The sequence below is a fragment of the Nocardioides luteus genome (assembly GCF_000960475.2).
Lineage (GTDB): Bacteria > Actinomycetota > Actinomycetes > Propionibacteriales > Nocardioidaceae > Nocardioides > Nocardioides luteus_A.
On record NZ_JZDQ02000023.1, the window covers coordinates 41,183 to 63,966 of the forward strand.

General features: G+C 69.1%; 20 protein-coding genes. 11 read left to right on the forward strand and 9 right to left on the reverse strand.

The window, feature by feature from the left end:
- Nucleotides 1–33: 33 nt before the first annotated feature.
- Together UG56_RS16635 and UG56_RS16640 are read right to left on the reverse strand one after the other, a co-directional pair.
- Complete coding sequence (locus tag UG56_RS16635; RefSeq protein ID WP_084101171.1) at nt 34–708, reverse strand: GntR family transcriptional regulator; 675 nt, start codon at nt 706–708, stop codon at nt 34–36.
- Between the two features lie 97 nt (nt 709–805).
- Nucleotides 806–1,396, reverse strand: coding sequence for an anthranilate synthase component II (locus UG56_RS16640; protein ID WP_045548236.1), 591 nt, complete (start codon nt 1,394–1,396; stop codon nt 806–808).
- A 57-nt stretch (nt 1,397–1,453) separates the two neighbouring features.
- Between UG56_RS16640 and UG56_RS16645 the strand changes: the two genes are divergently transcribed.
- The 4 genes from UG56_RS16645 to UG56_RS16660 all read left to right on the forward strand — a co-directional run bounded on the left by UG56_RS16645 (nt 1,454) and on the right by UG56_RS16660 (nt 7,645).
- Nucleotides 1,454–1,972 carry a RidA family protein gene (locus UG56_RS16645; RefSeq protein WP_084101172.1) on the forward strand — a complete coding sequence of 173 codons (519 nt, stop codon included), beginning with the start codon at nt 1,454–1,456 and terminating at the stop codon, nt 1,970–1,972.
- Nucleotides 1,973–2,118: 146 nt separating this feature from the next.
- Nucleotides 2,119–3,909 carry a BCCT family transporter gene (locus UG56_RS16650; protein WP_256206688.1) on the forward strand — a complete coding sequence of 597 codons (1,791 nt, stop codon included), beginning with the start codon at nt 2,119–2,121 and terminating at the stop codon, nt 3,907–3,909.
- A 43-nt stretch (nt 3,910–3,952) separates the two neighbouring features.
- Nucleotides 3,953–6,262, forward strand: coding sequence for an FdhF/YdeP family oxidoreductase (locus UG56_RS16655; protein WP_045548243.1), 2,310 nt, complete (start codon nt 3,953–3,955; stop codon nt 6,260–6,262).
- Between the two features lie 90 nt (nt 6,263–6,352).
- Nucleotides 6,353–7,645, forward strand: coding sequence for a hemolysin family protein (locus tag UG56_RS16660; RefSeq protein ID WP_045548235.1), 1,293 nt, complete (start codon nt 6,353–6,355; stop codon nt 7,643–7,645).
- Here the strand turns inward: UG56_RS16660 and UG56_RS16665 are convergent.
- Both UG56_RS16665 and kdgD read right to left on the reverse strand, forming a co-directional pair.
- A complete protein-coding gene (locus tag UG56_RS16665; RefSeq protein ID WP_084101176.1) occupies nt 7,596–8,570 on the reverse strand; it encodes a 2-hydroxyacid dehydrogenase in 975 nt (324 codons plus the stop codon). The genes UG56_RS16660 and UG56_RS16665 overlap by 50 nt on opposite strands.
- Before the next feature lie 26 nt (nt 8,571–8,596).
- Nucleotides 8,597–9,511 (reverse strand): 5-dehydro-4-deoxyglucarate dehydratase, encoded by a 915-nt coding sequence (gene kdgD, locus UG56_RS16670; protein ID WP_045548233.1) that lies wholly within the window; start codon nt 9,509–9,511, stop codon nt 8,597–8,599.
- A 265-nt stretch (nt 9,512–9,776) separates the two neighbouring features.
- Between kdgD and UG56_RS16675 the strand changes: the two genes are divergently transcribed.
- Genes UG56_RS16675 through UG56_RS16700 form a run of 6 tightly spaced genes read left to right on the forward strand, consistent with a single transcriptional unit; the run spans nt 9,777 to nt 15,907 of the window.
- On the forward strand, nt 9,777–11,276 hold the full coding sequence (locus tag UG56_RS16675; RefSeq protein ID WP_218145231.1) for an ABC transporter substrate-binding protein: 1,500 nt from the start codon (nt 9,777–9,779) through the stop codon (nt 11,274–11,276).
- Between the two features lie 31 nt (nt 11,277–11,307).
- Nucleotides 11,308–12,237: an ABC transporter permease gene (locus tag UG56_RS16680; protein WP_045548232.1), complete on the forward strand. Its 930-nt coding sequence runs from the start codon at nt 11,308–11,310 to the stop codon at nt 12,235–12,237.
- Between the two features lie 13 nt (nt 12,238–12,250).
- On the forward strand, nt 12,251–13,171 hold the full coding sequence (locus UG56_RS16685; RefSeq protein ID WP_084101178.1) for an ABC transporter permease: 921 nt from the start codon (nt 12,251–12,253) through the stop codon (nt 13,169–13,171).
- Between the two features lie 41 nt (nt 13,172–13,212).
- The gene (locus UG56_RS16690; RefSeq protein WP_084101182.1) at nt 13,213–14,172 is read left to right on the forward strand and encodes an ABC transporter ATP-binding protein; all 960 of its coding nucleotides are present in this window, start codon (nt 13,213–13,215) and stop codon (nt 14,170–14,172) included.
- On the forward strand, nt 14,169–15,182 hold the full coding sequence (locus UG56_RS16695) for an ABC transporter ATP-binding protein (RefSeq protein WP_045548229.1): 1,014 nt from the start codon (nt 14,169–14,171) through the stop codon (nt 15,180–15,182). Before UG56_RS16690 ends, UG56_RS16695 begins: the two co-directional genes overlap by 4 nt.
- Entirely contained in the window at nt 15,182–15,907 is a 726-nt protein-coding gene (locus UG56_RS16700) for a TSUP family transporter (protein WP_045548228.1), read from the forward strand. Before UG56_RS16695 ends, UG56_RS16700 begins: the two co-directional genes overlap by 1 nt.
- On the opposite strand, the gene UG56_RS16705 is transcribed toward UG56_RS16700, so the two are convergent.
- From UG56_RS16705 to UG56_RS16725, 5 genes are all read right to left on the reverse strand, one after another.
- Nucleotides 15,904–16,920, reverse strand: coding sequence for a 2-hydroxyacid dehydrogenase (locus tag UG56_RS16705; protein WP_218145232.1), 1,017 nt, complete (start codon nt 16,918–16,920; stop codon nt 15,904–15,906). The two genes, UG56_RS16700 and UG56_RS16705, sit on opposite strands and share 4 nt — an antisense overlap.
- Before the next feature lie 50 nt (nt 16,921–16,970).
- Complete coding sequence (locus UG56_RS16710) at nt 16,971–17,798, reverse strand: IclR family transcriptional regulator (RefSeq protein ID WP_045548226.1); 828 nt, start codon at nt 17,796–17,798, stop codon at nt 16,971–16,973.
- Nucleotides 17,799–17,866: 68 nt separating this feature from the next.
- Nucleotides 17,867–18,811, reverse strand: coding sequence for an alpha/beta fold hydrolase (locus UG56_RS16715; RefSeq protein ID WP_045548225.1), 945 nt, complete (start codon nt 18,809–18,811; stop codon nt 17,867–17,869).
- A 134-nt stretch (nt 18,812–18,945) separates the two neighbouring features.
- Nucleotides 18,946–20,637, reverse strand: coding sequence for an MSCRAMM family protein (locus UG56_RS16720; protein ID WP_045548224.1), 1,692 nt, complete (start codon nt 20,635–20,637; stop codon nt 18,946–18,948).
- Nucleotides 20,638–20,912: 275 nt separating this feature from the next.
- Complete coding sequence (locus UG56_RS16725) at nt 20,913–21,806, reverse strand: NmrA/HSCARG family protein (RefSeq protein WP_045548223.1); 894 nt, start codon at nt 21,804–21,806, stop codon at nt 20,913–20,915.
- Nucleotides 21,807–21,915: 109 nt separating this feature from the next.
- On the opposite strand from UG56_RS16725, the gene UG56_RS16730 reads away from it, so the two are divergent.
- On the forward strand, nt 21,916–22,626 hold the full coding sequence (locus UG56_RS16730) for a TetR/AcrR family transcriptional regulator (RefSeq protein WP_045548222.1): 711 nt from the start codon (nt 21,916–21,918) through the stop codon (nt 22,624–22,626).
- The last annotated feature ends 158 nt before the right edge of the window (nt 22,627–22,784 follow it).

The following is a 22,784-nucleotide window of genomic DNA, read 5'->3' on the forward strand; positions in this document are numbered from 1 at the left end:
TGTCAGGTCGACGACCTGGCAGCCACCCGGGTCTCAGAGGACCTGACGGATCTCGCGCTCGAAGCTGCCGATGTGCTCGAGGGTGAGCTTCTCGGCCCGGTCGGCGTCGCCGTCGGCCACGACGGTGAGGAGCTGGGCCTGCTCGACCACGTGGTGGGCCAGGTCGGGGAGCCGGTCGATCACCATCCACCAGATCCTGATGGCCAGGTTGTCGTACCGGATCAGGATGTCCTCGAGGTGGGGGTTGCCGCTCGAGCGGTAGATCAGGCCGTGCGCGGCCTTGTCGACCTGCATCAGGGAGGTGCGGTCGCCGTCGCCGAGCTTGCCCTCGCCGATCTGGGCCGCGAGGGCACGCATCTGCTCGCGCTGCTCGGCCGTCGCGCGCTCCGCGGCCGCACGCGACGCGTACGGTGCGAGCTGGCGCCGGATCTCGGCGATCGCGCTGAGCTCGGTGGCGTCGATCGTCGTCGCGAAGGTGCCGCGGCGCGGGAAGGAGTGGACCAGGTGGTCGGCCTCGAGCCGCTTGATCGCCTCGCGGACAGGAGTGCGGCCCATGCCGATGGCCGCGGCGATCTGGCCGTCGTTGATCGGCGCCCCGGGCCGGATGTCGAGCATCACCAGGCGCTCGCGGATGTAGAGGTAGGCCTGCTCGGCGAGCGAGCCGGCGGGGGGAGCCGCCGTCGTTGCCAGGATCTCGTCAACCGTCATTGAGTCGTGCCCCACTTGTCCGTTCCGGCGGGTGTGCTTTTTACCATCCTAGACTGATACATCAGTTTCCGGGCAATGGCGCGTTGGGCATGGCGGGTCATGGCGTCGAGAGGAAGTTCGCGATCAGAGCGGCCCCGTGCTCGCTCAGGATCGACTCGGGATGGAACTGCACGCCGACCTGGGGCAGTGACGTGTGGCGTACGGCCATCACCACCGGCTCGCCGTGGTCGTCATCGGTCTCGGCGATGACCTGGAGCTCGGGCGGGATGCTCGTCGCGGCGAGCGAGTGATAGCGCACCGCCGAGAACGAGGACGGTACGCCGGCGAACAGCCTGTCCCCGCGGTGCCGGACCCGCGCCACGTCGCCGTGCGCGGGCGGGATCCGGTCGACGCGGCCTCCGTAGGTGGTCACCACGCCCTGCATGCCGAGACAGACGCCGAGCACCGGGACCGTCCCCGCGCGCAGCACCTCGCCGCCGACGGCGAAGTCGACGGGATCGGCCGGATGCCCCGGGCCGGGGGAGAGGACGACGTGGTCGAACCCGAGAACGTGGGCCGCTGTCGTCGCGTCGTGCTGGACCACGGTCGGGAGCGTCCCGGCGACGCCGGCGATCAGGTGCACGAGGTTCCAGGTGTAGGAGTCGTGGTGATCGACGACGACGATCCGAGGATGAACGGTGCCTGTCATGCGCCACCTTCTCGAGCCTGTTGTCGACAACTAGTATATCAGTGGTAGGGTTCCGGCATGACCGAGCGTGCGAACCGGGTGGTGCGGCTGCTGAGCCCCCGCAGATCGAGCACTGCGGTGCCGACGCCGGACGTCGTGCTGGCCGAGCTCGGCCTGCCCGTGCGCGAGGTCGCGCCGCCGGCTGTGGCCCAGGTGCCCGCTGTTCGGGCGGGATCGTTCGTCTTCACCTCGGGGCAGCTGCCCATCCGGCACGGCGAGCTCCTCGCCGCGGGCAGGGTGGGCGACACGCTCGGCGTCGCCGACGGTCAGGCCTGCGCGCAATGGTGCGTGCTCAACGCGCTGGCTGCGATCAGGTCCGAGATCGGTGATCTCGGCCGGGTGAGGCGCGTCGTCAAGGTCGTGGTCTATGTCGCCTCGGGGGCGCTCTTCACCGATCAGGCCCTCGTTGCCAACGGCGCCTCGGAGCTCCTCGGCAGGGTGTTCGGCGACGCGGGGCAGCACGCGCGCTCCGCGGTGGGGGTCTCTGCCCTGCCTCTGGATGCGCCCGTCGAGCTCGAGCTCGTCGTCGAGATCTGACCCTTGCCGGTGTGATGCATCACATATAAGGTAACTAGTATATCAGCGTCTGAACGGGTAGCGCCCCACTGAAGTGCCGCCGCCCGGAGCCCCATGTGGCACCGACAGATGCTGCACATCCCAAGAGCCCTCGATCGGAGTGCGTCATGAGATCATCTGTAGGTAGCGGAGACCTGTCACCAGTGGGTTCGCCGCGCCACAAATCCGTCAGCCAGAGCGGCGGTCCGACCCATCCCGCCCTCGACTGTCCGCCGGAGGAGACGGCCGCGCACGCCGGGGGCCTGGACCGGGTCGTCTTCGGCGTCACCGCGCTCATCGCGATCGGCTTCCTGGTCTGGGGCTTCGTCAGCACGGACTCGCTGGCCTCGGTCTCGGGGAAGTCCCTGTCCTGGGTGATGTCCAACCTGGGGTGGCTCTTCGTCACCGCTGCCTCGACCTTCGTCGGCTTCGTGCTCTGGCTCGCCTTCGGCAAGTTCGGCAACATCCCGCTCGGCCGCGACGGCGAGGAGCCCGAGTTCCGTACGGTCTCCTGGATCACGATGATGTTCAGCGCCGGCATGGGGATCGGCCTGATCTTCTACGGCGTCAGCGAGCCGGTCAGCCACTACGTCTCGCCCCCGCCGGGCTCGGTCGGCGACGGTGAGTCCGAGAAGATCCAGACGGCCATGGCCACGACCCTCTTCCACTGGGGGATCCACCCGTGGGCGATCTACGCCCTGGTCGGACTCGCGATCGCGTACAGCGTCTTCCGCAAGGGCCGCGGCCTGCTGATCAGCTCGGTGTTCGCACCCATCCTCGGGCGCCACGCTCACGGCACGGGCGGGAAGGTCATCGACATGCTGGCGATCTTCGCGACCCTCTTCGGGTCGGCGGCGTCGCTCGGCCTGGGGGCGCTCCAGATTCGCAGCGGGCTCGAGATCGTCGGCGGGATCGGCAAGACGGGCAACGGCATCCTGGTCGCGATCATCGCCGTGCTCACCGTCGCGTTCGTCTTCTCGGCGGTCTCGGGCGTGGCCAAGGGGATCCAGTGGCTCTCGAACATCAACATGGTGCTCGCCGTCGGGCTGGCCCTGTTCGTCTTCGTGGCCGGTCCGACCGTGTTCATCCTCAACCTGGTCCCGACCACCGTCGGCACCTTCTTCCAGGAGGTCGCGATGATGTCGGCGCGCACCTCAGCGGAGGGGTCTGAGACCGCGTCCTGGCTGTCGAGCTGGACGATCTTCTACTGGGCCTGGTGGCTCTCCTGGACGCCGTTCGTCGGCATGTTCATCGCCCGGATCTCGCGCGGCCGGACCATCCGCCAGTTCGTGACCGGCGTGCTCCTCGTGCCGTCGCTGGTGAGCCTGGCCTGGTTCGCCATCTTCGGTGGCGCGGCCATCGACCTGCAGAAGAGCGGCGTGGACATCGCCGGCGCGGGCGGTGTGGAGTCCCAGCTGTTCAACACGCTGGAGTCCTTCCCGCTGGCCACCGTGGCGAGCGTGGTGGTCATGATCCTGGTCGCGCTCTTCTTCGTCTCCGGTGCGGACGCCGCCTCGATCGTCATGGCCACGCTCTCCGAGCGCGGCTCCATCGAGCCGAGCAAGCCGACCGTGATCTTCTGGGGTGTCGCCACGGGTGCGGTCGCGGCCGTGATGCTCCTGGTCGGCGGCTCCGACGCGTTGAGCGGCCTGCAGACGATCACCATCGTCGCGGCGGTCCCGTTCGTGCTGGTCATGCTCGCGTTGTGCGTGTCCCTGGTGAAGGACCTCCGCGAGGACCCGCTGGTCGTGCGCGCCCAGTACGCCTCCAAGGCCGTCGAGCAGGCCGTCGTCTACGGGGTCTCGGAGCACGGTGACGACTTCGTCCTCCGGGTCTCCCGCGATCCCGATGCGCCGGCCGATGAGTCGGCCGATGAATCGGCCGGCAACGGACTGGTCGACGACGAGGAGGCCAGCTAGCCGAGGTCGGCCGGCTGGCACGAGTCCCGAAGGAGCGGTTGTGGTGAAGCGAGACGCGGACGGCGCGTACTCCGTGGAGGATCCGGTCGACGCGCTCGGCGTCACCGAGCCGAAGACCTGGGCCGCCGGTGTCCCGGCGGTGCGGAAGGCGATCGAGTATTCGCTGACGCAGACCTCGGTGCGGCGTACGGCGTTGACGTTGTTGAACCTCAACCAGGCCGGCGGGATGGACTGCCCGGGGTGCGCGTGGCCGGAGCCGGGACACCGGCACCTTAACGAGTACTGCGAGAACGGCGCCAAGCACATCGCCGACGAGGCGACGTCGCGCCGGGTGACGCGGGAGTTCTTCGCCCGGCACTCGATCGAGGAGCTGGACCGGAAGTCGGACTACTGGCTCAACCAGCAGGGCCGGCTGACCGAGCCGATGGTCAAGCGGCCCGGCGCGACCCACTACGAGCCGATCAGCTGGGCGGACGCGTTCGCGACCGTCGCCGAGGAGCTCAACGGCCTGGACTCTCCCGACGAGGCGATGTTCTACGTCTCGGGCAGGCTGAACAACGAGGCCGCGTTCCTGCTGCAGCTCTTCGCCCGCGCCTTCGGCACCAACAACCTGCCCGACTGCTCGAACATGTGTCACGAGTCGAGCGGCTCGGCGCTCAACGAGACCCTGGGCATCGGCAAGGGCAGCGTCCAGCTCGAGGACATCTACAACGCGGACCTGGTGTTCGTGGTCGGGCAGAACCCGGGCACGAACCACCCGCGGATGCTCTCCGCGCTGGAGGAGACCAAGCAGCGCGGTGGCAAGGTCATCGCGGTGAACACGCTGCCCGAGGCGGGTCTGATGCGGTTCAAGAACCCGCAGAAGGCCCGCGGCGTGGTGGGCCGGGGCACCCAGATCGCGGACCGCTTCCTGCAGATCCGCCCCGGCGGCGACCTCGCGCTGTTCCAGATGCTCAACCGTCTGCTCCTGGAGGCAGACCGGTCCGCCGGTGGCGGTGTGCTCGACTGGGAGTACATCGCCGAGTACACGACCGGGTTCTACGCCTTCGCCGAGCACGCCGGCACGATCACCTGGAAGGAGGCGCTCGAGGCCACCGGGCTGACCCGCGAGGAGATCGAGGCGGTCCACGAGCAGGTGCTGGCCAGCCGCTCGGTCATCGTCTGCTGGGCGATGGGGCTGACCCAGCACAAGCACGGGGTGCCGACGATCCGCGAGGTGGTCAACTTCCTCATGCTGCGGGGCAACATCGGCAAGCCCGGGGCGGGGGTGTGCCCGGTCCGGGGCCACTCCAACGTGCAGGGCGACCGGACGATGGGCATCTGGGAGAAGATGCCCGGCTCCTTCCTCGACGCGCTCGGGGCCGAGTTCGGGTTCGACCCACCGCGCAAGCACGGCTACGACTCGGTCGACGGTGTCCGGGCGATGCGGGACGGGCGGGCGAAGGTCTTCATGGGCATCGCCGGCAACTTCGTCAGAGCGATCTCCGACAGCGACGTCGCCGAGGCCGCGCTGCGGAAGTGCCGGCTGACGGTCCAGGTCTCCACCAAGCTCAACCGCTCCCACACGGTGGTCGGCGAGACGGCTCTGATCCTGCCCACCCTGGGCCGCAGCGACGTCGACGTCCAGGCCACCGGCGAGCAGTTCGTCACCGTCGAGGACTCGATGAGCTCCGTGCACGCCACCCGCGGCAAGCTCCCGCCGGCCTCGGAGCATCTGCTGAGCGAGGTCGCGATCGTCTCCCGGCTGGCGAAGGCCACGATCGGTGACCGTTACGGCATCCGCTGGGCGGACTTCGAGGCCGACTACGACCGCGTCCGCGATCGGATCGCGCGGGTGGTGCCGGGATTCGAGGACTTCAACAGGCGGATCAAGGACCCGAACGGGTTCGTCCTCCCCAACCCGGTCAACTCGGGCGTCTACCGCACCCCGAGCGGCAAGGCGGTCTTCACGCGCAACGATCTGACCTGGCTGGAGGCCCCGCCGGGCCATCTGATCCTGCAGACGCTGCGCTCCCACGACCAGTGGAACACCATCCCGTACGCCATGGACGACCGCTACCGCGGCATCCACCACGCCCGCCGGGTGGTGATGGTCAACCCCGCCGACCTCGACGAGCTGGGGCTGGCCGACGGTGACCGCGTCGACATCGTCAGCGTTTGGGAGGACGGCGTCGAGAGGCGCGCGCCCGGGTTCACCCTGGTCGCCTATCCGGCGAGCCGGGGGTCGGCTGCTGCGTACTATCCGGAGACCAACGTCCTGGTTCCGCTCGACAGCGTCGCCGAAGGCAGCAACACCCCGACGTCGAAGGGGGTCGTGGTTCGTTTCGAGGTTGCCGGAGCGGAGGCGGGCTGACGCACGGCGTGGCTGTAGATTCGTACCTGTGAAGAGGCCTCGAAGTTCCTACCGCTCACCCGCGTTCGACACGAGGGGTGAGCGGGCCTGATGGACAGCCAGACATTCCTCGCGCTCGGGCTGGTGCTGGTCTTCGTGCTGGTCGGCGGCGTCTTCGCCGCGACCGAGCTCGCACTCGTGTCGCTGCGGGAGAGCCAGCTGGCGGCCATGGAGCGGCAGGGGCCTCGTGGGGCGCGGGTGGCGGAGGTCGCGCGCAACCCCAACCGCTTCCTGGCCGCGGTGCAGATCGGCGTGACCGTCGCGGGCTTCCTCTCCGCGGCCTACGGCGGCTCGACGATCGCTCCGGACGTCGCGCCCTACCTCGAGCGGCTCGGCCTGGGAGAGGCGCTCGCCGAGACCACGGCGCTGATCGTGCTGACCCTGTTCATCGCCTATCTGTCCCTGGTGCTGGGCGAGCTGGTGCCCAAGCGGCTGGCGCTGCAGAAGGCGGCCGGCATCTCGCTGGCCGTCGCGCCCGTGCTGGACAGGTTCGCCAGTGTGATGCGGCCGGTGATCTGGCTGCTCTCGGTCTCCACCGACGCCGTCGTACGCCTGCTCGGGGGTGACCCCAAGGCCTCGGCCGAGGAGGTCTCGGAGGAGGAGCTGCGCGAGATGGTCTCGACCAACCGGGACCTCGAGGAGGACGAGCGCCGGATCCTCCGCGACGTCTTCGCCACCACCGAGACGACGCTGAAGGAGGTGATGCGCCCACGTGGCGACGTCACCTTCATGCCGGCCTCGATGCCGCTCTCCGAGGCCGCCGAGACGGTCCGCGACCTGCCCTACTCCCGCTACCCGGTCACCGGTGAGGGCTTCGACGACATCCTCGGGTTCCTGCACGTACGCGACCTGCTCGGTGTCGACGCGACCGACCAGCGCACGATCCGCGACATCTGCCGTCCGGTGCTGGCCCTGCCGGGGAGCAAGCGGGTGATCCCGTCCGTCGCGACGATGCGCGAGGGCGGCACCCACCTGGCGATGGTCGTGGACGAGTACGGCGGCACCGACGGCATCGTGACCCTGGAGGACCTCGTCGAGGAGATGATCGGCGACATCCAGGACGAGTACGACCACGGCGAGGCGCGCATCCGTGACTACGGCGACCTCTCCCGGATCGACGGAGCGATGACTATCGAGGACTTCGCGGACACCACCGGCATCGAGCTCGAGGACGGCGGCTACGAGACCGTCGCGGGCTACCTCATCTCGCGGCTGGGCCACATCCCGCAGGTCGGTGAGGTGCTCGCTCTTCCGGGCGCCACCTTGGAGGTGGCCGCTCGGAACGGAAACCGGGTCACCGAGATCGCGCTGCACCCCGAGGTGACACCTCCGGCACCGGAGTGAGGACGGTGCCGTCGGCGAGCCAGCGGTCGAGGTTGTCGAGGGTCAGCTGCTCCATGGCGGCCCGGGTCTCGACGGTGCCGCTGGCCAGGTGGGGGAGGAGCACCACGGTGTCGAGGGTCATCAGCTCCTCGGGGACCTCGGGCTCGTCGGCGTAGACGTCGAGACCGGCGCCGGCGATGCCACCCTCGAGCAGCAGCTCGACCAGCGCGTCCTGGTCGACCACGGAGCCACGCGCGATGTTGATCAGATAGCCGTCAGGTCCCAGCGCCTCGAGCACCGTGCGGTCGACGAGATGCTGCGTACCGCTGCCGCCGGAGGTGGCCAGCACCAGGATGTCGACGTCGGCGGCGAGCTCGGCGGGGGTGGCGGCGTAGGTGTAGGGAGAACCGGGGACCTCGCGGCGGGAGTGGTAGGAGATCGGGCAGCCGAAGGCCTCGAAGCGGGTCGCGATCGCCCGGCCGATCCGGCCCAGGCCGAGGATGCCGACCCGTTTGCCGGACACCTTGCGAGCCAGCGGATAGCCGGCGGCATCGGACCAGTCGCCGCGGCGTACGAACCGGTCGGCGGCGCTGAGGTGGCGCAGGGTGTCGATGGCGAGGCCGAGCGCGGTGTCGGCCACGCAGTCGGTCAGCACGTCGGGGGTGTGGGAGACCAGTACGCCCCGCTCGGCCGCGGTCTCGACGTCGGTCGTGTCGTAGCCGACGCCGAAGTTGATGACCGCGCCCAGTGCGGGCAGCTGCGCCATCAGCTCGCCGGGTACCCCGGTGCGACCGGTGGTCACCACGGCACCGATCGAGGGGCCGTGCTCGGCGAGGAACGCGGAGCGGGTGTCGTCGTCGGGCAGCACCAGAGCGTCGTAGCGGTCGGCGATGGTGGCGGCCAGCGACGGCTTGAGCGGTCCTACCTGGAGTATGCGGCGGGTCACGGTTTCTCCTGTCGTTCGGGTGACCGTCACGCGACGGTCTTGACGAGGGTGGTCAGCTCCGCCAGCTCCGCCTCGGTGAGGTCGGTCAACGGGGGACGGACGGGCCCGGCCGGACGGCCGGTGGCGGTGAGCCCGGCCTTGACGATCGAGACGCCGTAGCCGGCGCCGCGGTCGCGGATCGCGATGTAGGGGACGACGAAGTCGCGGAGGCGGGTGAGCACCTCGTCGCGGTCGTGGTCGCATACGGCCCGGTAGAACTCGACCGCCCACTGCGGGGCGAAGTTGAAGATCGCCGAGGAGTAGGTGCTGACGCCTAGCTCCAGGTAGGGGAGCGCGTATGTCTCGGCGGTCGGCAGGCCACCGACGTAGACCAGGCGGTCGCCGAGGCGGGCGTTGAGCGTGGCCAACAGGTCGATGTCGCAGACGCCGTCCTTGAAGCCGATCAGGTTCGGGAACTCCTCGGCGAGACGGACGATCGTGTCGGCGTCGTAACGGGCGTTAGCGCGGTGGTAGACGATCACGCCGAGCGAGGTGGCCGAGCAGACGCGGGCGACATGTTCGTAGAGGCCGCGGCCCGGGAGCTCGGTGAGGTAGGGCGGCAGCAGCAGGATGCCGTCGGCGCCGTCCGCCTCTGCACGCTGAGTCATCGCGACGGCCTGGGAGGTGCCGTAGCCCGCAGCGCCCATCACGGGGGTGCCGTGCCCGACCTCTTCGACGGTGGCCCTGAGGACCCGTGACACCTCGTCGTGGGTCAGTGAGAAGAACTCGCCGGTGCCCCCGGCTGCGAAGAGACCGGCGACGTCGAAGGCGTTGAGGTGCTGCAGGTGTGCGCGATAACCGTCCTCGTCGAGGGCGTAGTCGGCGGTCGCGTGCGTCACGGGGAACGACAGCAGACCGGCGCCGAGGGCGTCGCGGAGCTCGGTGGGGGTGTAGCGGCCCATGGGGTCTCCTCAGGGGTTCGACGGCGTCGGAGATCCCGAGGCTAGGTAGCGATGTCGATACGCGTCCAACATCGTCATGGCATCGCTCGATGCTGTATGGGCATCGGCTGACGTGCTTGACGTCACACAAATCCCGCTCGTACGGTTCATCCACGAATGACAACGATGTCCACATATGTAGATGTCGCCGATCGACTGGAGGAACAGTCGCATGAACTTTCGTCCCTCGTTGCGCTCCCGATGCGGTCTTGCAAGCGCCGCGCTCATGGCTGTCTCGCTCACCCTCTCGGCGTGCGGTGTCGCCAACTCCGACAGCGCCGGCGACGCCGGCGACACCGTCCGGATCGTGCTCCCGCAGGAGCCACCGACCCTCGAACCGTGCGACGCCAACCTGACCTCGACGGGCGTCGTCGTGCGTTCCAACATCACCGAGCCGCTGGTCGAGCGTGACCCCGCCTCCGGTGAGCTCCAGCCGCTGCTCGCCACCGAGTGGAAGCAGACCGAGCCGACGACGTGGACCTTCACCCTTCGCGACGGGGTCAAGTTCTCCGACGGCTCCGCCTTCGACGCCGAGGCGGCGGCGCACTCCATCGACCGCGCGGTCAACGGCACCTTCGGCTGCAACGTCGAGGGGTACGTCTTCGGTGACGATGCCATCGAGGCCAAGGCCGTCGACGCGACCCACCTCGAGGTGACCACCGTCGAGCCCGACCCGATCCTTCCGTTGCGGCTGTCGTTCATCGAGGTCGTGCCGGCGTCGACGAGCGACACCGCCAAGGTGCGCGAGCCTATCGGCACCGGCCCCTACAAGATCGAGGACTGGCAGAACGGCACCAAGCTGACCCTCGCGGTCAACGACACCTACTGGGGCGAGGCTCCGGCCTACAAGAAGGCTGAGTACCAGTGGCGTGAGGAGGGCAGCGTACGCGCCGCCATGATCACGAACAACGAGGCCGACATCGCCACGGGTCTCGCGCCCGAGGACATCTCCGGCGACGCCGCGGTCCGCTACCCGAACAACGAGACGACCGCGTTGCGGTCGACCGGGACGTACGCCCCGCTCGATGACATCCGGGTGCGCCAGGCGATCAACTACGCGATCGACCGCGAGTCCATCGTCGACAGCCTCTTCGACGGCTACGCAGACGTCGCCTCGCAGCTGGTGCCCGAGGGCGTCGTGGGTCACAACCCCGACCTCGAGGCGTGGCCCTACGACCCCGAGAAGGCCAAGGCCCTCATTGCCGAGGCGAAGGCCGACGGCGTGCCGACCGACACCAAGATCCGGCTGATCTCCCGCAACGGCCTCTTCCCCAAGGTCGGCGAGACCGTCGAGGTCGTGCAGAAGGCGCTCGATGACATCGGCCTCAACGTCTCCATCGAGATGATGGACACGGCCGCGTCGATCGAGTACCAGTCGCGCCCGTTCCCGAAGAACACCGGGCCGTACATCATCCTCGTGCAGCACGGCAACCAGGCCGGCGACGCTCAGTTCTCCGTCGACCAGTACATGCTCAGCGACGGTGCCCAGTCGACCTTCGGCACGGCGGAGCTCGACGCGGAGATCAAGGCCGCTGACAAGGCCGAGGGCGAGGACCGCCAGACCGCGTTCGCGGAGATCTTCGCGGACGAGCCGGAGAAGGTCTCGCAGTTCGCCTACATCGCGCACATGACCGGGATTATCGGCGAGTCGGACAACGTCGAGTACGAGCCCAATTCGGCGACCGGCGACGAGATGCGCGTGACCGAGATGAAGCCGGCCAAGTGAGCCGGGCCGCGACGCACCCAGGAGGTCATCCATGGTGACGTTCCTCCGCAGGCGAGCCCTCACCTCGCTGCTGCCGCTCGTCGTGGTGCTGCTCGGGGTGTTCTTCCTGGCCCGCCTCACCGGCGACCCGGCCAGCCTCTACCTTCCGGAGAACGCCACCGAGGCCCAGAAGGAGACCTTTCGCGAGGTCAACGGCCTCGACCTGCCGGTCTGGCGGCAGCTGGTCGACTATCTCCAGGGCATCGTGCACCTCGACTTCGGGACGTCGCTGAGCACGGGTGAGTCCGCGGCCGCGATGGCGTTGCGGGCCTTCCCAGCAACGCTCCAGCTGGCGATCACGACGATGGTCCTCGCGGTTCTCCTCGCCGTCGTGATCGGGTCGTGGGCGGCGTACCGACCGAACTCGCTGGCCGACCGCTTCGCGTCGTTCCTCTCGATGACCGCCGCCAGTGTGCCCGACTTCTGGCTGGCCATCATGGGCGTCTGGGTGTTCGCCGTGATGCTCGGGGTGCTGCCGACCTCGGGTGTCGACGCCGGGCTGCTGTCGTGGGTCCTGCCCATCGCGACGCTGCTGCTGCGCCCCGTCGGCGTGCTCACCCAGGTGGTGCGCGGCGCGATGGTGGCGGCCCTGTCCGCGCCGTACGTCCGGCTCGCGCGGAGCAAGGGTGCCGACAGCCGTCGGGTCGTCGCCCATCACGCCCTGCGCAACGCCGCCGCCCCGGCGCTGACCGTGGCCGGTGACCTGGCGGTCGGGCTGGTCAACGGTGCCGTGGTCGTGGAATCGATCTTCGGCTGGCCGGGCATCGGCAAGCTGATGATCGACTCGATCACCGGCCGCGACTTCGCCATCCTGCAGGCGGCCGTGCTGCTCACCGCGGTGACGATCTTCCTGCTCAACATCGCCATCGACATCTGCTACGCCCTGCTCGACGCCCGTGTGCGCGACAAGGCGATGGTGTGAGGGAGGAGAACTGATGAGCACCAGCTACTGGCGGATGCTGCTGCGCGACAAGGTCGCGACGGTGGCCGCCGTGATCCTCTGCGTCGTCCTGCTCGTCGCGGTCTTCGGGCCGATGCTGATCGGCGGCGAGGCCAACGCCCAGGACCTCACCAAGGGCAACCGGGCGCCGCTCGAGCTCGACGGCTGGCTCTATGTGCTGGGCACCGACTCGCTCGGCCGCAGCATCCTGGCCCGGATCATCGTCGCGACCCGGACGACCCTCGGGGTCGCCATCCCGGCGGTGCTGATCTCGCTGGTCATCGGCTCGGTGATCGGCATGTGGGCCGGCTACCACCGCGGCTGGCGCGAGACCGTCGTGATGCGGATCGCCGACGTGATCCTGAGCTTCCCGTCGCTGCTGATGGCGGTCGTCGTGCTCTACGTCTACTCGCCCAGCCCCACCAACATCGTCATCGTGCTGGCGATCACCCGCATCCCGATCTACCTGCGCACCGCGCGGGCGGAGTCGGCCGAGCTGCAGAGCCGGGTCTTCGTCGACGCGGCCCGTACGTTCGGCGCGGGCAGCTTCAGCATCATCCGCCGCCATGTCTTCCCGATCGTGCTGCCTACGCTGCTGACGGTCGCCACGCTCGACTTCTGCTACGTCATGCTCGCCGAGTCGTCGCTGAGCTTTCTCGGCATCGGTATCCAGGCGCCGGACGTCAGCTGGGGCCTGATGGTCGCCCAGGGGCAGAACTACCTGCAGACCGCCTGGTGGCTCTCGTTCTTCCCGGGCCTGGCCATCGTGATCGCGACGGTGTCGGCCACGGTGCTCGCCGCGTGGGTGCGGCTGGCCACCGACCCTGCCCAGCGGTGGCGGCTGACTGTCCCGCGCCGGCAGCGCCGCCGGGCCGTCCCGACCGTCGCCCCGACTGCTATGGAGGAAGCCCAGTGACCACCTCTACCGACGAGACCGTCGCCCTCGACGTCGACGGCATGAGCGTCGACATCCGCACGCCGTACGGCGTCGTGCGAGCCGTCGACAAGGTGACCTTTCAGGCACGCCGGGGCGAGACACTCGCGCTCCTCGGAGAGTCGGGCTGCGGGAAGTCGATGACCGCCACCGCGGTCGTCGGTCTGCTGGAGCCGGTCGCGGACGTGACCGAGGGTGCGGTCCGCATCACGGGCGAGAGCGGCACGACCGACCTGCGCACCGCCTCGGCGAGGCGGCGGCGCGACATCGCGGGCAAGGAGCTGGCGATCGTCTTCCAGGACGCCCTCACCGCACTCAACCCCGTCTACACCGTGGGTACGCAGCTGGCCGAGCCGTTCCGGATCCACCGTGGTCTGTCCAAGAAGGCGGCCCGGGCGGAGGCGATCGAGCTGATGCGCCGGGTCGGCATCCCCGAGCCGGAGACCCGGGTCGACTCCTACCCGCACCAGTTCTCCGGCGGCATGCGACAGCGGCTGCTGATCGCGATCGGCGTCGCGTTGTCACCGGCCGTGCTGCTCGCCGACGAGCCGACCACTGCGCTCGACGTCACGGTCCAGGCCCAGATCATGAGCCTCCTCAAGGACCTGCGCGAGGAGCGCGACATGGCGGTCGTGCTGATCACCCACGACCTCGCCCTGGTCTTCGAGCAGGCCGACCGGGTCGTGGTGATGTACGCGGGCAACGTGGTCGAGCAAGGCCCGGTCGAGGACGTCTTCGGCGCTCCCAAGCACCCTTATACCGCGGGCCTGCTGGAGTCGGTGCCCGTGCACGCCGAGCGCGGCGCGGAGCTGAAGTCGATCGGCGGCTCGCCGCCCGAGCTGGCCGCGATCCCGGCCGGGTGCGTCTACCAGGACCGCTGCCCGATCGTCCGCGACCGCTGCCGCGAGGAGCGGCCCGCGGCGCGCGAGGTCGCCCCCGGCCACCTGTCCGCCTGCCACTTTCCCGCTGAGGTGAACTCATGAGTGATGCACCGCTTCTCGAGGTCCGGGACCTGACCAAGATCTTTCCGGTACGCCACGCCGGAAAGCGCAAGGAGCTGCGGGCGCTCGACGGCGTCAGCCTCGACCTGCACCGGGGCGAGACCCTCGGCCTGGTGGGGGAGTCCGGCTGCGGCAAGTCGACCCTGGCCCGCTCGCTGCTGATGCTCGAGACTCCGGACAGCGGTTCGGTGCGCTTCGACGGGGTCGACCCGACCACGACCAAGGGCGCCGACCTGCTGGCGTTCCGGCGCCGGGTGCAGATGGTGTTCCAGGACCCGTTCGCCTCGCTCAACGCCCGGATGTCGGCGGGTGACATCGTGAGCGAGCCGTGGCGCACGCACACCGGGCTGCACAAGACCTCCCGCGATCGCGCGGCCAGGATGAGCGAGTTGCTCGACCTGGTCGGGCTGCGGTCGAGCGACGCCGGGAAGTATCCACAGGAGTTCTCCGGCGGCCAGCGTCAGCGGCTGGGCATCGCCCGCGCACTCGCGCTCGAGCCCGACGTGATCGTCTGCGACGAGCCGGTCTCCGCGCTCGACCTCTCGGTGCAGGCACAGGTGCTGAACCTGCTCAACGACCTGCAGCAGCAGCTCGGGGTGGCGTACCTGTTCATCTCGCACGACCTCTCGGTCGTGCGTCACGTCGCTGACCGGGTCGTGGTGATGTACCTCGGCCGGATCATCGAGCAGGGGGAGACCGAGTCGACGTTCGAGCGGCCGCAGCATCCCTACACCGGAGCGCTGCTGTCGGCAGCGCCCTCGCTCGACCATGAACGTCGTCGCGAGCAGATCATCCTGTCCGGCGAGATCCCCTCGCCGCTCGATCCGCCGTCCGGCTGTCGGTTCCGGACCCGTTGCTGGAAGGCGACCGACGTGTGCGCCACCGCGCTCCCACCGCTCGCCGTCGACCCGGTCGACGGTGGCCACACGGCCGAGTGCTTCCATCCGTTGGGGTCGCAGGAGCAGGAGCTGGCCTCGTCGCAGGCGGGCTGATGGGGCTCTCGATCGGGTCCTTCGCGCTCATCGCAGTCGCCGTCGTCCTGGCCTCGGCGCTCCAGGCGTCCATCGGTTTCGGCATGGGCATGCTCGCCGCGCCGGTGGTCGCGCTGGTCGATCCTGGTCTGCTGCCCGGCACGCTGGTCATGCTTGCCTTCGTGGTGACGGTCATGGTCGTCGTCACCGAACGACAGCACATCGATCTCGGCGGCACCGGCTGGGCTCTGTTCGGCCGGGTGCCGGGGACGATCGTGGGGGCGCTGCTCGTCGCCGCGCTGCCCGAACGGGGGCTCGCGCTGCTGCTGGCCGGCGTGGTGCTGGTCGGCGTCGCGCTCAACTCGCTGGGCTGGCGGCCGAGCCCGGTGCGCCGCAACCTCGTCGCCGCGGGCGCGGCATCGGGGCTGCTTGGCACCGCCACCTCGATCGGCGGACCGCCGATGGCGCTGGTGTGGCAGCAGAAGCACGGCGCGGTGCTGCGCAGCTCGATGAGCTCGTTCTTCCTCGTCGGCTCGATGCTGTCGTTCCTCGCCCTGGCCGCCTCCGGCTCCGTCGACCAGCGCACCCTGCTGGTCACTGCGGCGCTGGTGCCCGCTCCGTTCGCCGGGTGGGGGCTGTCGCTGCTTCTCAACAAGGTGATGGCGCCGGTGCGGTTGCGGCGTACGGCGATCGCGGTGTCGATCTTCGGTGCCGTCGTGCTGGTGGTCGACCAGCTCCTGGGCTAGCTTCTGGTCACCGGGTTGCGCAGCGGCCGGCCCTCGGCCAGCGCGTCGACGTTGTCGGTGATGTCCTGCGCACGCTGGGCAAACACCTCGGCGGTGTGACCAGACTGGTGCGGGGTCAGCACGACGTTGGGCAGACCGGTGAAGTCGAGGTGCGAGGGCGGGGGAGCGTCCGGGTCGCGAGGGTTGCGCCACCACACGTCGATCCCGGCGCCGGCGATCGTGCCGGCGGTGAGCGCGTCGTGCAGCGCATGTTCGTCGACCACCGGACCTCGGGCGACGTTGACCAGCACCGCGCTCGGCAGCATCGCGGCCAGGGCCGCGGCGTCGATGAGCCCACGTGTCTCCTCGCTCATCGGAACGGTCACGACGACGACGTCGGAGGCGGCCAGCAGCTCGTGCAGGGCGGTGTCGGGGCCGACCCAGTCCAGCTCGACGCCCTCGGGCACAGGCGCGTCGGGGTTGCGGCGTACGGTTCGGATCCTCATGCCCAGGGCGGAGCCGAGGCGGGCGACGCTTGAGCCGATCTCGCCGAAACCCACGACACCGAGGGTGCGGCCCGCGAGCACGCCACCGAAGGGATAGTCGTCGGACACGAGCACGTTGCTCCACACGCCGCGGCGCATGTCGGCCTCGGACCGCAGGATGCCGCGCAGCAGCATCATCGACACCATCATCACGTGCTCCGCGATGGAGCGGCCGTGATGGTAGGTGTTGGCCAGCCGTACGTCATCCGGCAGTGCCTCGAGCGGGATCTTGTCCACCCCGGCGCCGGTGACATGGAGCAGCTTGAGCCGGGGCATCGAGGCCAGCAGCTCCGGCGTCGCCGGGGTCGCCGAGGAGCAGACCAGCACGTCGATGGTCGGGGCGACCTCGGCGACCCGGGGATCATCGTCCCACGCGAACGTCCACTCGTGAGGCGAGTCGCCGTTCCGCGTGAGGACGTCGGTGAACCGGGCCATGATCGGCTCGGTCACGAGCACATGCAACGGGGTGGACGGGGGAGTCGAGGGCACCTGCGCATTCTGTCAGTGTCTACATCTGTGGACAAGGTCTCTATATGAAGTCAAGACCAGGTGAGGGAGTTGCGGATCGGGCCGACCACGCGGACGATCCGGTCCGCTGCCTGCCGCAGAGCGGCGATGACCTCGGTTTCCCGCTCGGGGGTGAGCCGGGCGATCGGGATGGAGGCGCTGATCGCGTCGGAGACCGGGTCGTCGTAGTCCAGTGCCACCGCGATGCAGCGGAGCCCGAGGGTGTTCTCCTCGTTGTCGACGGCATAGCCGCGCCGGCGAGTGGCCTCGAGCTCGGTGGTCAGAGCGGCCCGGTCGACGAGCGTGTTCGGTGTGAGTGGAGCGAGCTCGTCCGGCACGTGGTCGGCGACCTCCTGCTTTGGGAGCGCGGCCAGCACAGCCTTGCCCAGCGAGGTGGAGTAGGCGGGGAGTCGGCGACCCACTCGGCTGTAGGGGCGCAGATACTGCGACGACTCGCGGGTGGCGAGGTAGACCACGTCGGTGCCGTCGAGGCGCCCGAAGTGGAACGTCTCGTCGAGCTGCTCGCGGAGCTCGACGAGGAACGGCGTCACCTGTGGAAGGTAGGGATCGGTGTCGAGGTAGCTGGTGCCGGCCAGCAGGGCGCGGATGCCGATGCCATAGAGCGTGCCGGTCGCGTCGCTGCGTACCCAACCGTGCTTGGCGAGCGTGCGGAGGAGGGCGTGCAGGCTGCTTCGCGGGACCCCGAGCGCTTCGCTCAGTTCCCGCAGCCGCACCGGTCGGTTCTGACGGGCGGCGAGGAACTCGAGGATCTCGACCGTGCGGGCGGCCGACTTCACCTCCCGGACCCCTCCGGTGGGTGTCGTGACGGCGCCCGTCTCGGGCGCGGCGGCGTCGTTCATGTGCGCAGGGTAATGCGCCGATTGGATGCCCGTCCACGTATGCAGACGGTGCGGCGGGGGGTTGCTGTCTACTCGCTCCGCACGTGGGTCGTCTCCTCATCGGGATCCTGCTCGGGACCGGTGCGCAGCCGCTTCTGCCACGTCTCCTGGTCCCAGGTGGCGGGTTCGGTGTTTCGGATGAACTGCTCGACCGTCATCACGAAGCGCCCGGGGTCGGACCGGAACGGGAAGTGGCCGGCGCCGTGGAAGACGTCGAGGGCTGCGTACGGCATCGCCAGCCGCGCCCGGCCGGCGTGCCGGAAGGGGACGACTCCGTCGCGGTCGCCCCAGATCATCAGCGTCGGGATGTTCTCGAGCAGGTAGCTGCGGTCGAGCATCGTCACCACCTGGCCGTGCCAGTCGACCACGGAGCGCAGCGTCCGGGCGAAGGCCTGGCGGGAGCGGGCGTCGGGCAGTGCGTCGACGATCCTGGTCAGGTCCCTGGCGTCGACGCCGAGGTCGTGATCCAGGCGGCGTAGCAGCGCGAGGGCGGTGGACACCCCGGTCCGCGAGATCGGCAGCCGCAACAGCTTGAGCAGCTCCGGTGCCAACGGCAGCGTCGCCAGTCGGAGCCAGGTCGAGACACTCCGTCCGGAGCCGCCGTTGGAGACGAGCACGACCCGCTCGACCAGGTGCGGGTACTGGTAGGCGAGCTGCATCGCGACACCTCCTCCTAGCGAGTGGCCGACCAAGGTGACCCGCTCCACGTCCAGCACGGCCAGGAGATCGCGCATGCCGTTGGCGAACCCGCCGATCGAGTAGTCGGCTCGCGGCTTGTCGGAGTCGCCGTGCCCGAGGAGGTCGGGAGCGATGACGAGGTGGTTCTCGGCGAACAGGGGCAGCACGTCCTCCCACGTGCGCGAGCTGTCGCCGATCCCGTGGATGAACAGGATCGCGGAGCCCTCCCCGCCGATGCGGTACGCACGCCTGTAGCCGTGGATCACCCGCGACTGCTCCACGATCGCCCGCGTCATGGACGGCACGCTAGCCGCCGTGGGTTTCGAGCATGTTGCGGCCTCGCCGTGACGATGCAGTGACGATGCCGCGACGATGCCCGACGGGGCCGCCCGGCGAACCGGGCGGCCCCGCGGATGGGGTGATGTGGGGATCAGGGATCGACCACGATGGTGCAGGTGATCGTCCGCGGTGACGGGTCGATCGCGATGCCCTTGTGGGTGATCGTCTTGTCCCAACCGGACGCCGTGGTGGTGTCCGCGGTGGTGCCGGTGTTCTCGCAGGTCATCGACGTCACGCTGGTCTCGCCCGAGCCACCGTCACGGACGTTGACCTGGATGTCGGCGAGCGGCGCGTTGGTGAACGTCGCGACCGCCGCTCCGGTCGGCTGGTTGTCGGTGCAGTTGGTCCCGCTGACCACGGTGACGGTCTGTGCGCCACCAGGGGCGTCGGCGTAGCCGGGAGGCGGCGACGTCTCCGTCACGTCGTAGTCCCCGAGCGGAAGGCCCGATACGCAGACCTCGCCGACGTCGGAATCCTCGTCACCGGTGCCGTTGTCGGTCACGCTGGTGCCGTCGTAGGAGAAGACCGCTCCGGCGTTGCTGACCGCTCCACCCTTGGTGCTGTTCTTCAGGATCCTCAGGGCCCCGCGCTGGAGCTCGTTGGTGTAGGTGCAGTCGAGTACGTCGGTGTCGTTGTCGATCGCGAACGTCACGGTCGCGCCGTTGATGCTCGGTGTGACCCCGGTGCTGGCGTTGCAGTTCACGCTGACGAACTTCCAGTCGGACGGAATCACGTCCTCGGTAACGGTGTAGCCGCTGCCGAAGAGCACGGTCTTGCCGTAGTTCTTGACCCCGTCGTCCTTGAGCGTGAACGTGTTCGCCGAGGTGGGATCGGTGCCGAACGACTTGGTGTAGCCGAAGTCGGTGGTGTTCGGGTCCTCGTCCGGGAGCGTCTGCTTGCGGATGATCACCTGGCCACAGTTCTGCAGGTTGATCCCGACCGGTGCCACGAAGTCCTTCAGCTGGGAGGTGAAGGAGTCCGAGGACCGGCTCTTCAGCATCGCGCTGCCGAACGACGTGCACTTGTTGGGCTGGAACAGGAGCCGCAGGTCGATCTGCGCCTCGCCGAAGGTCCGTGCCTGCTTCTCCCCGGAGGCGATCAGCCCGTCGGAGGCCGCGGCCGGGATCGTCGAGGAGTTGATGGTGCCGGCCGCGCACGGAGCACCGCCACAGGTGGCGGAGGGGACGTCGAGGTCGGTGGTCGGACCCCAGGCGCTGCCGGTCCACCGGCGTGCGGTGATGTCGGCGCGGGATCCACCCTGGTCGATGGCGTACTCGATGAGCAGGTCACCGGTGGTGCGCACCACGTTCGGACCGGAGGCGCACTTGGTGCTGGACTGGTTGAACTCGAAGTCCATCAGCGTGGTGCCGCTCGGGTCGCTGACTCGGCTCCAGGCCAGGTTGAGGAACCCCGGGTGGCTGCCGCTGCCGGCCTCCCGGTAGACGTGGAAGCTCAACAGGTCGCTCTTGTTCGGCGGGATCGAGTCGGTCACCGCGGCGGGACAGGAGGTGTCCTCCTTGACGCCGCCGGCGTACGAGTCGTCGCCGGTGCCGTTGACCTTGTCGGTGGCGCGGATCTCGCTGACGTTCGCCCAGTCGAGCGAGGGTGATGGGTCGTCGACCTTGAGGTTGGCGTCGACGTCGATCTCGAAGTTGCTGCCGGCGAGACTGGCCTCCGGGTGGGACGCCGAGGCGCCGGAAGAGACGAGTGCGGTGACGACGAGGACGGTGGCGCTCAGCGCCGCCAACCTCTTGTAGAACCTCGGCTTGCTGGCGCGAGGCATGAGTGGGCTCGGTGTCGAGCGCATAGCGTGTCCCCTTTCAGAGACCTCGCGGTCGCTGTCTACGTGGAAGGGCGGGTCCGCTCCCCGGCTGCGGGCTCCGTCGGCGCGTTCGGCTGCGGCCTGGACGGGTGTTGGCTCGAGGGGAGGGCATCGGTTCGGGGTCGATGCTCGCTCCTCGTCATTCGATCGTTATCCCGGCCGGGGTATGGGCGCATGCCGAAGATCGGGTAACTGACGTACGGGTGGAATGACTCCCGACGCGCCCGGCTGAGGCGTCAGTCCGTCGTGGCGTGCAGCTGCGTCATCAGGCGTGCCCTGCCGCTGCGGTCGAGCCAGGTGGCGAAGTCCATGACTCCTGGGTGAGCCTTGCGTAGCGGGGCGAGGTCGCTGTCGTAGTAGGTGGCGTCGGCCCAGGTGAAGACCTTCGCGACCTCGGGGTCGTGCTGCCACAGGAGGTCGACCGGGATCTGGGAGTGGGGGACGGGAACTCCGGCCGCCGCACTGAGCGCTTCGGCAATCTCCGGTGCCGTGAGCCGGTCCCCGGTGATCTCGATGGCCTTGCCCAGGTAGGTGTCCGGGTCGGCGAAGGCGAGAGCGGCGAAGGCGCCGGTGTCGTCGATGGCGATGAGCTGCATGACCAGGTCGTCGCGCCACGGGACGTTCAGCGAGCCGTTCTGGAAGAACCTCGCGGGGCTGGTGAAGTCCTCCATGAACCCGGCGGGACGCAGGATGGTGGCGGGAATGCCCAGTGCGCGGATGTGTTCCTCGATCTGCCACTTCTCGATCTGTCCCCAGCCCTGCTGCTGGTAGAAGCGATTCTGGCTCTCCGCGCCGCCGACGGAGGAGTACACCAGGTGTTCCACGCCGGCGGCCTTGGCGGCGTCCGCGACGTTGATGCCCTGGACCAGCTCGTTGTCGTTCGCGGACTGGACGCTGTAGAGCCCGTACGCGCCGCGCGCCGCCTCCACGACGGAGGCGCGGTCGTCCAGGTCGCCGCGGACGACGTCGACCCCGGCTGCGGCAAGCGCAGCGGCAGCCGGCGTGGTGTCGTCCCTGACGAGGGCGCGGACGTGCCAGCCGTCTGCGAGGAGGTGGCGGGCCGTCGCGCCGCCCTGGTTCCCGGTCGCGCCGGTGACCAGGATCGTCTGGTCACGAAGGGGCTTGTTCATTTCTCGACTCCTGTCGGTAGGGGGTGGTGTGACGATATGACGATTTTTCAAAATTCGTCAACTGTAAGTTCGTTTGACGGAATCTCGAATCCGGTCATACGGTCCTGACGTGAGCGCCAGCACCGAACGACTCCGTGAGCCGCAGCAGCGAGCCGAACGGGCGGCGCGCATCCTCGACGTCGCGGCGGAGCTGCTGACGCGGCACGGCTACCGACGCGTGACCATGGACGACGTGGCCGGCGAGGCGGGGATCGGCAAAGGCACCGTCTACCTCCACTGGAAGACCCGCGAACAGCTGTTCGGTGCGGTCTTCGCGCGTGAAGTGCTCCGGGCGGCGGACGACGTTCGGCAGGCGCTCCAGCAGGACCCGCGGGCCTGCCTGCTGCACGACTTCGCCCGTGTGTACTTCCTGGCGATCGTGGACCGTCCGCTGCTGAGCGGGCTGCTGCTGGGCGATCTGCATCTGCTCGGCAAGTTGACCAGCTCGCCCGACACGGCCCGCGACGAGCGGCATGCCGCGATGTTGCACGGCTACCTCGGGCTTCTCGCCGAGCATCGTCTGCTCCGCGACGACCTGGGTCTGGATGAGATCGGTGATGCCTACCAGGCGACGTTCGAAGGGTTCGTACGCGCCCAGGGTTCGAGCTCGACGGACGATCCGAAGCGGCGTGCCGACCTGCTCGCGCGCACGGTCCAGCGTGCCTTCGAGAACGAGCCGCCTCCGGACCTCCCGTTCCAGAGCCTCGCTGCCGCCACCGTCGCGCTGCTCGGCGACCTGATCGACGCCGACCGCACCGCAGCCGGTCTGCCCGAGAACTGAGCGCAGCCGGCCGGCGCGCCTCGGGTCACCTGCGCCTCTGCTCGCCGTCTTCGTCCGAGCGCACAGAAGGTCGCCTCGGGATTGGCGCGACGGCACTAACTCGGTGGGTGCCTCGGCGCCCAGACTCCTGGGGATCAGCCCACCGGACCGAGGAGACG

What these genes read in the sequence shown, in the direction of transcription:
- UG56_RS16635 (WP_084101171.1), bottom strand. Translation starts at nt 708, where the DNA reads ATGACGGTTGACGAGATCCTGGCAACGACGGCGGCTCCCCCCGCCGGC.
- UG56_RS16640 (WP_045548236.1), bottom strand. Translation starts at nt 1,396, where the DNA reads ATGACAGGCACCGTTCATCCTCGGATCGTCGTCGTCGATCACCACGAC.
- UG56_RS16645 (WP_084101172.1), top strand. Translation starts at nt 1,454, where the DNA reads ATGACCGAGCGTGCGAACCGGGTGGTGCGGCTGCTGAGCCCCCGCAGA.
- UG56_RS16650 (WP_256206688.1), top strand. Translation starts at nt 2,119, where the DNA reads ATGAGATCATCTGTAGGTAGCGGAGACCTGTCACCAGTGGGTTCGCCG.
- UG56_RS16660 (WP_045548235.1), top strand. Translation starts at nt 6,353, where the DNA reads ATGGACAGCCAGACATTCCTCGCGCTCGGGCTGGTGCTGGTCTTCGTG.
- kdgD (WP_045548233.1), bottom strand. Translation starts at nt 9,511, where the DNA reads ATGGGCCGCTACACCCCCACCGAGCTCCGCGACGCCCTCGGCGCCGGT.
- UG56_RS16675 (WP_218145231.1), top strand. Translation starts at nt 9,777, where the DNA reads ATGGCTGTCTCGCTCACCCTCTCGGCGTGCGGTGTCGCCAACTCCGAC.
- UG56_RS16680 (WP_045548232.1), top strand. Translation starts at nt 11,308, where the DNA reads ATGGTGACGTTCCTCCGCAGGCGAGCCCTCACCTCGCTGCTGCCGCTC.
- UG56_RS16685 (WP_084101178.1), top strand. Translation starts at nt 12,251, where the DNA reads ATGAGCACCAGCTACTGGCGGATGCTGCTGCGCGACAAGGTCGCGACG.
- UG56_RS16690 (WP_084101182.1), top strand. Translation starts at nt 13,213, where the DNA reads ATGAGCGTCGACATCCGCACGCCGTACGGCGTCGTGCGAGCCGTCGAC.
- UG56_RS16695 (WP_045548229.1), top strand. Translation starts at nt 14,169, where the DNA reads ATGAGTGATGCACCGCTTCTCGAGGTCCGGGACCTGACCAAGATCTTT.
- UG56_RS16700 (WP_045548228.1), top strand. Translation starts at nt 15,182, where the DNA reads ATGGGGCTCTCGATCGGGTCCTTCGCGCTCATCGCAGTCGCCGTCGTC.
- UG56_RS16710 (WP_045548226.1), bottom strand. Translation starts at nt 17,798, where the DNA reads ATGAACGACGCCGCCGCGCCCGAGACGGGCGCCGTCACGACACCCACC.
- UG56_RS16715 (WP_045548225.1), bottom strand. Translation starts at nt 18,811, where the DNA reads ATGACGCGGGCGATCGTGGAGCAGTCGCGGGTGATCCACGGCTACAGG.
- UG56_RS16720 (WP_045548224.1), bottom strand. Translation starts at nt 20,637, where the DNA reads ATGCCTCGCGCCAGCAAGCCGAGGTTCTACAAGAGGTTGGCGGCGCTG.
- UG56_RS16725 (WP_045548223.1), bottom strand. Translation starts at nt 21,806, where the DNA reads ATGAACAAGCCCCTTCGTGACCAGACGATCCTGGTCACCGGCGCGACC.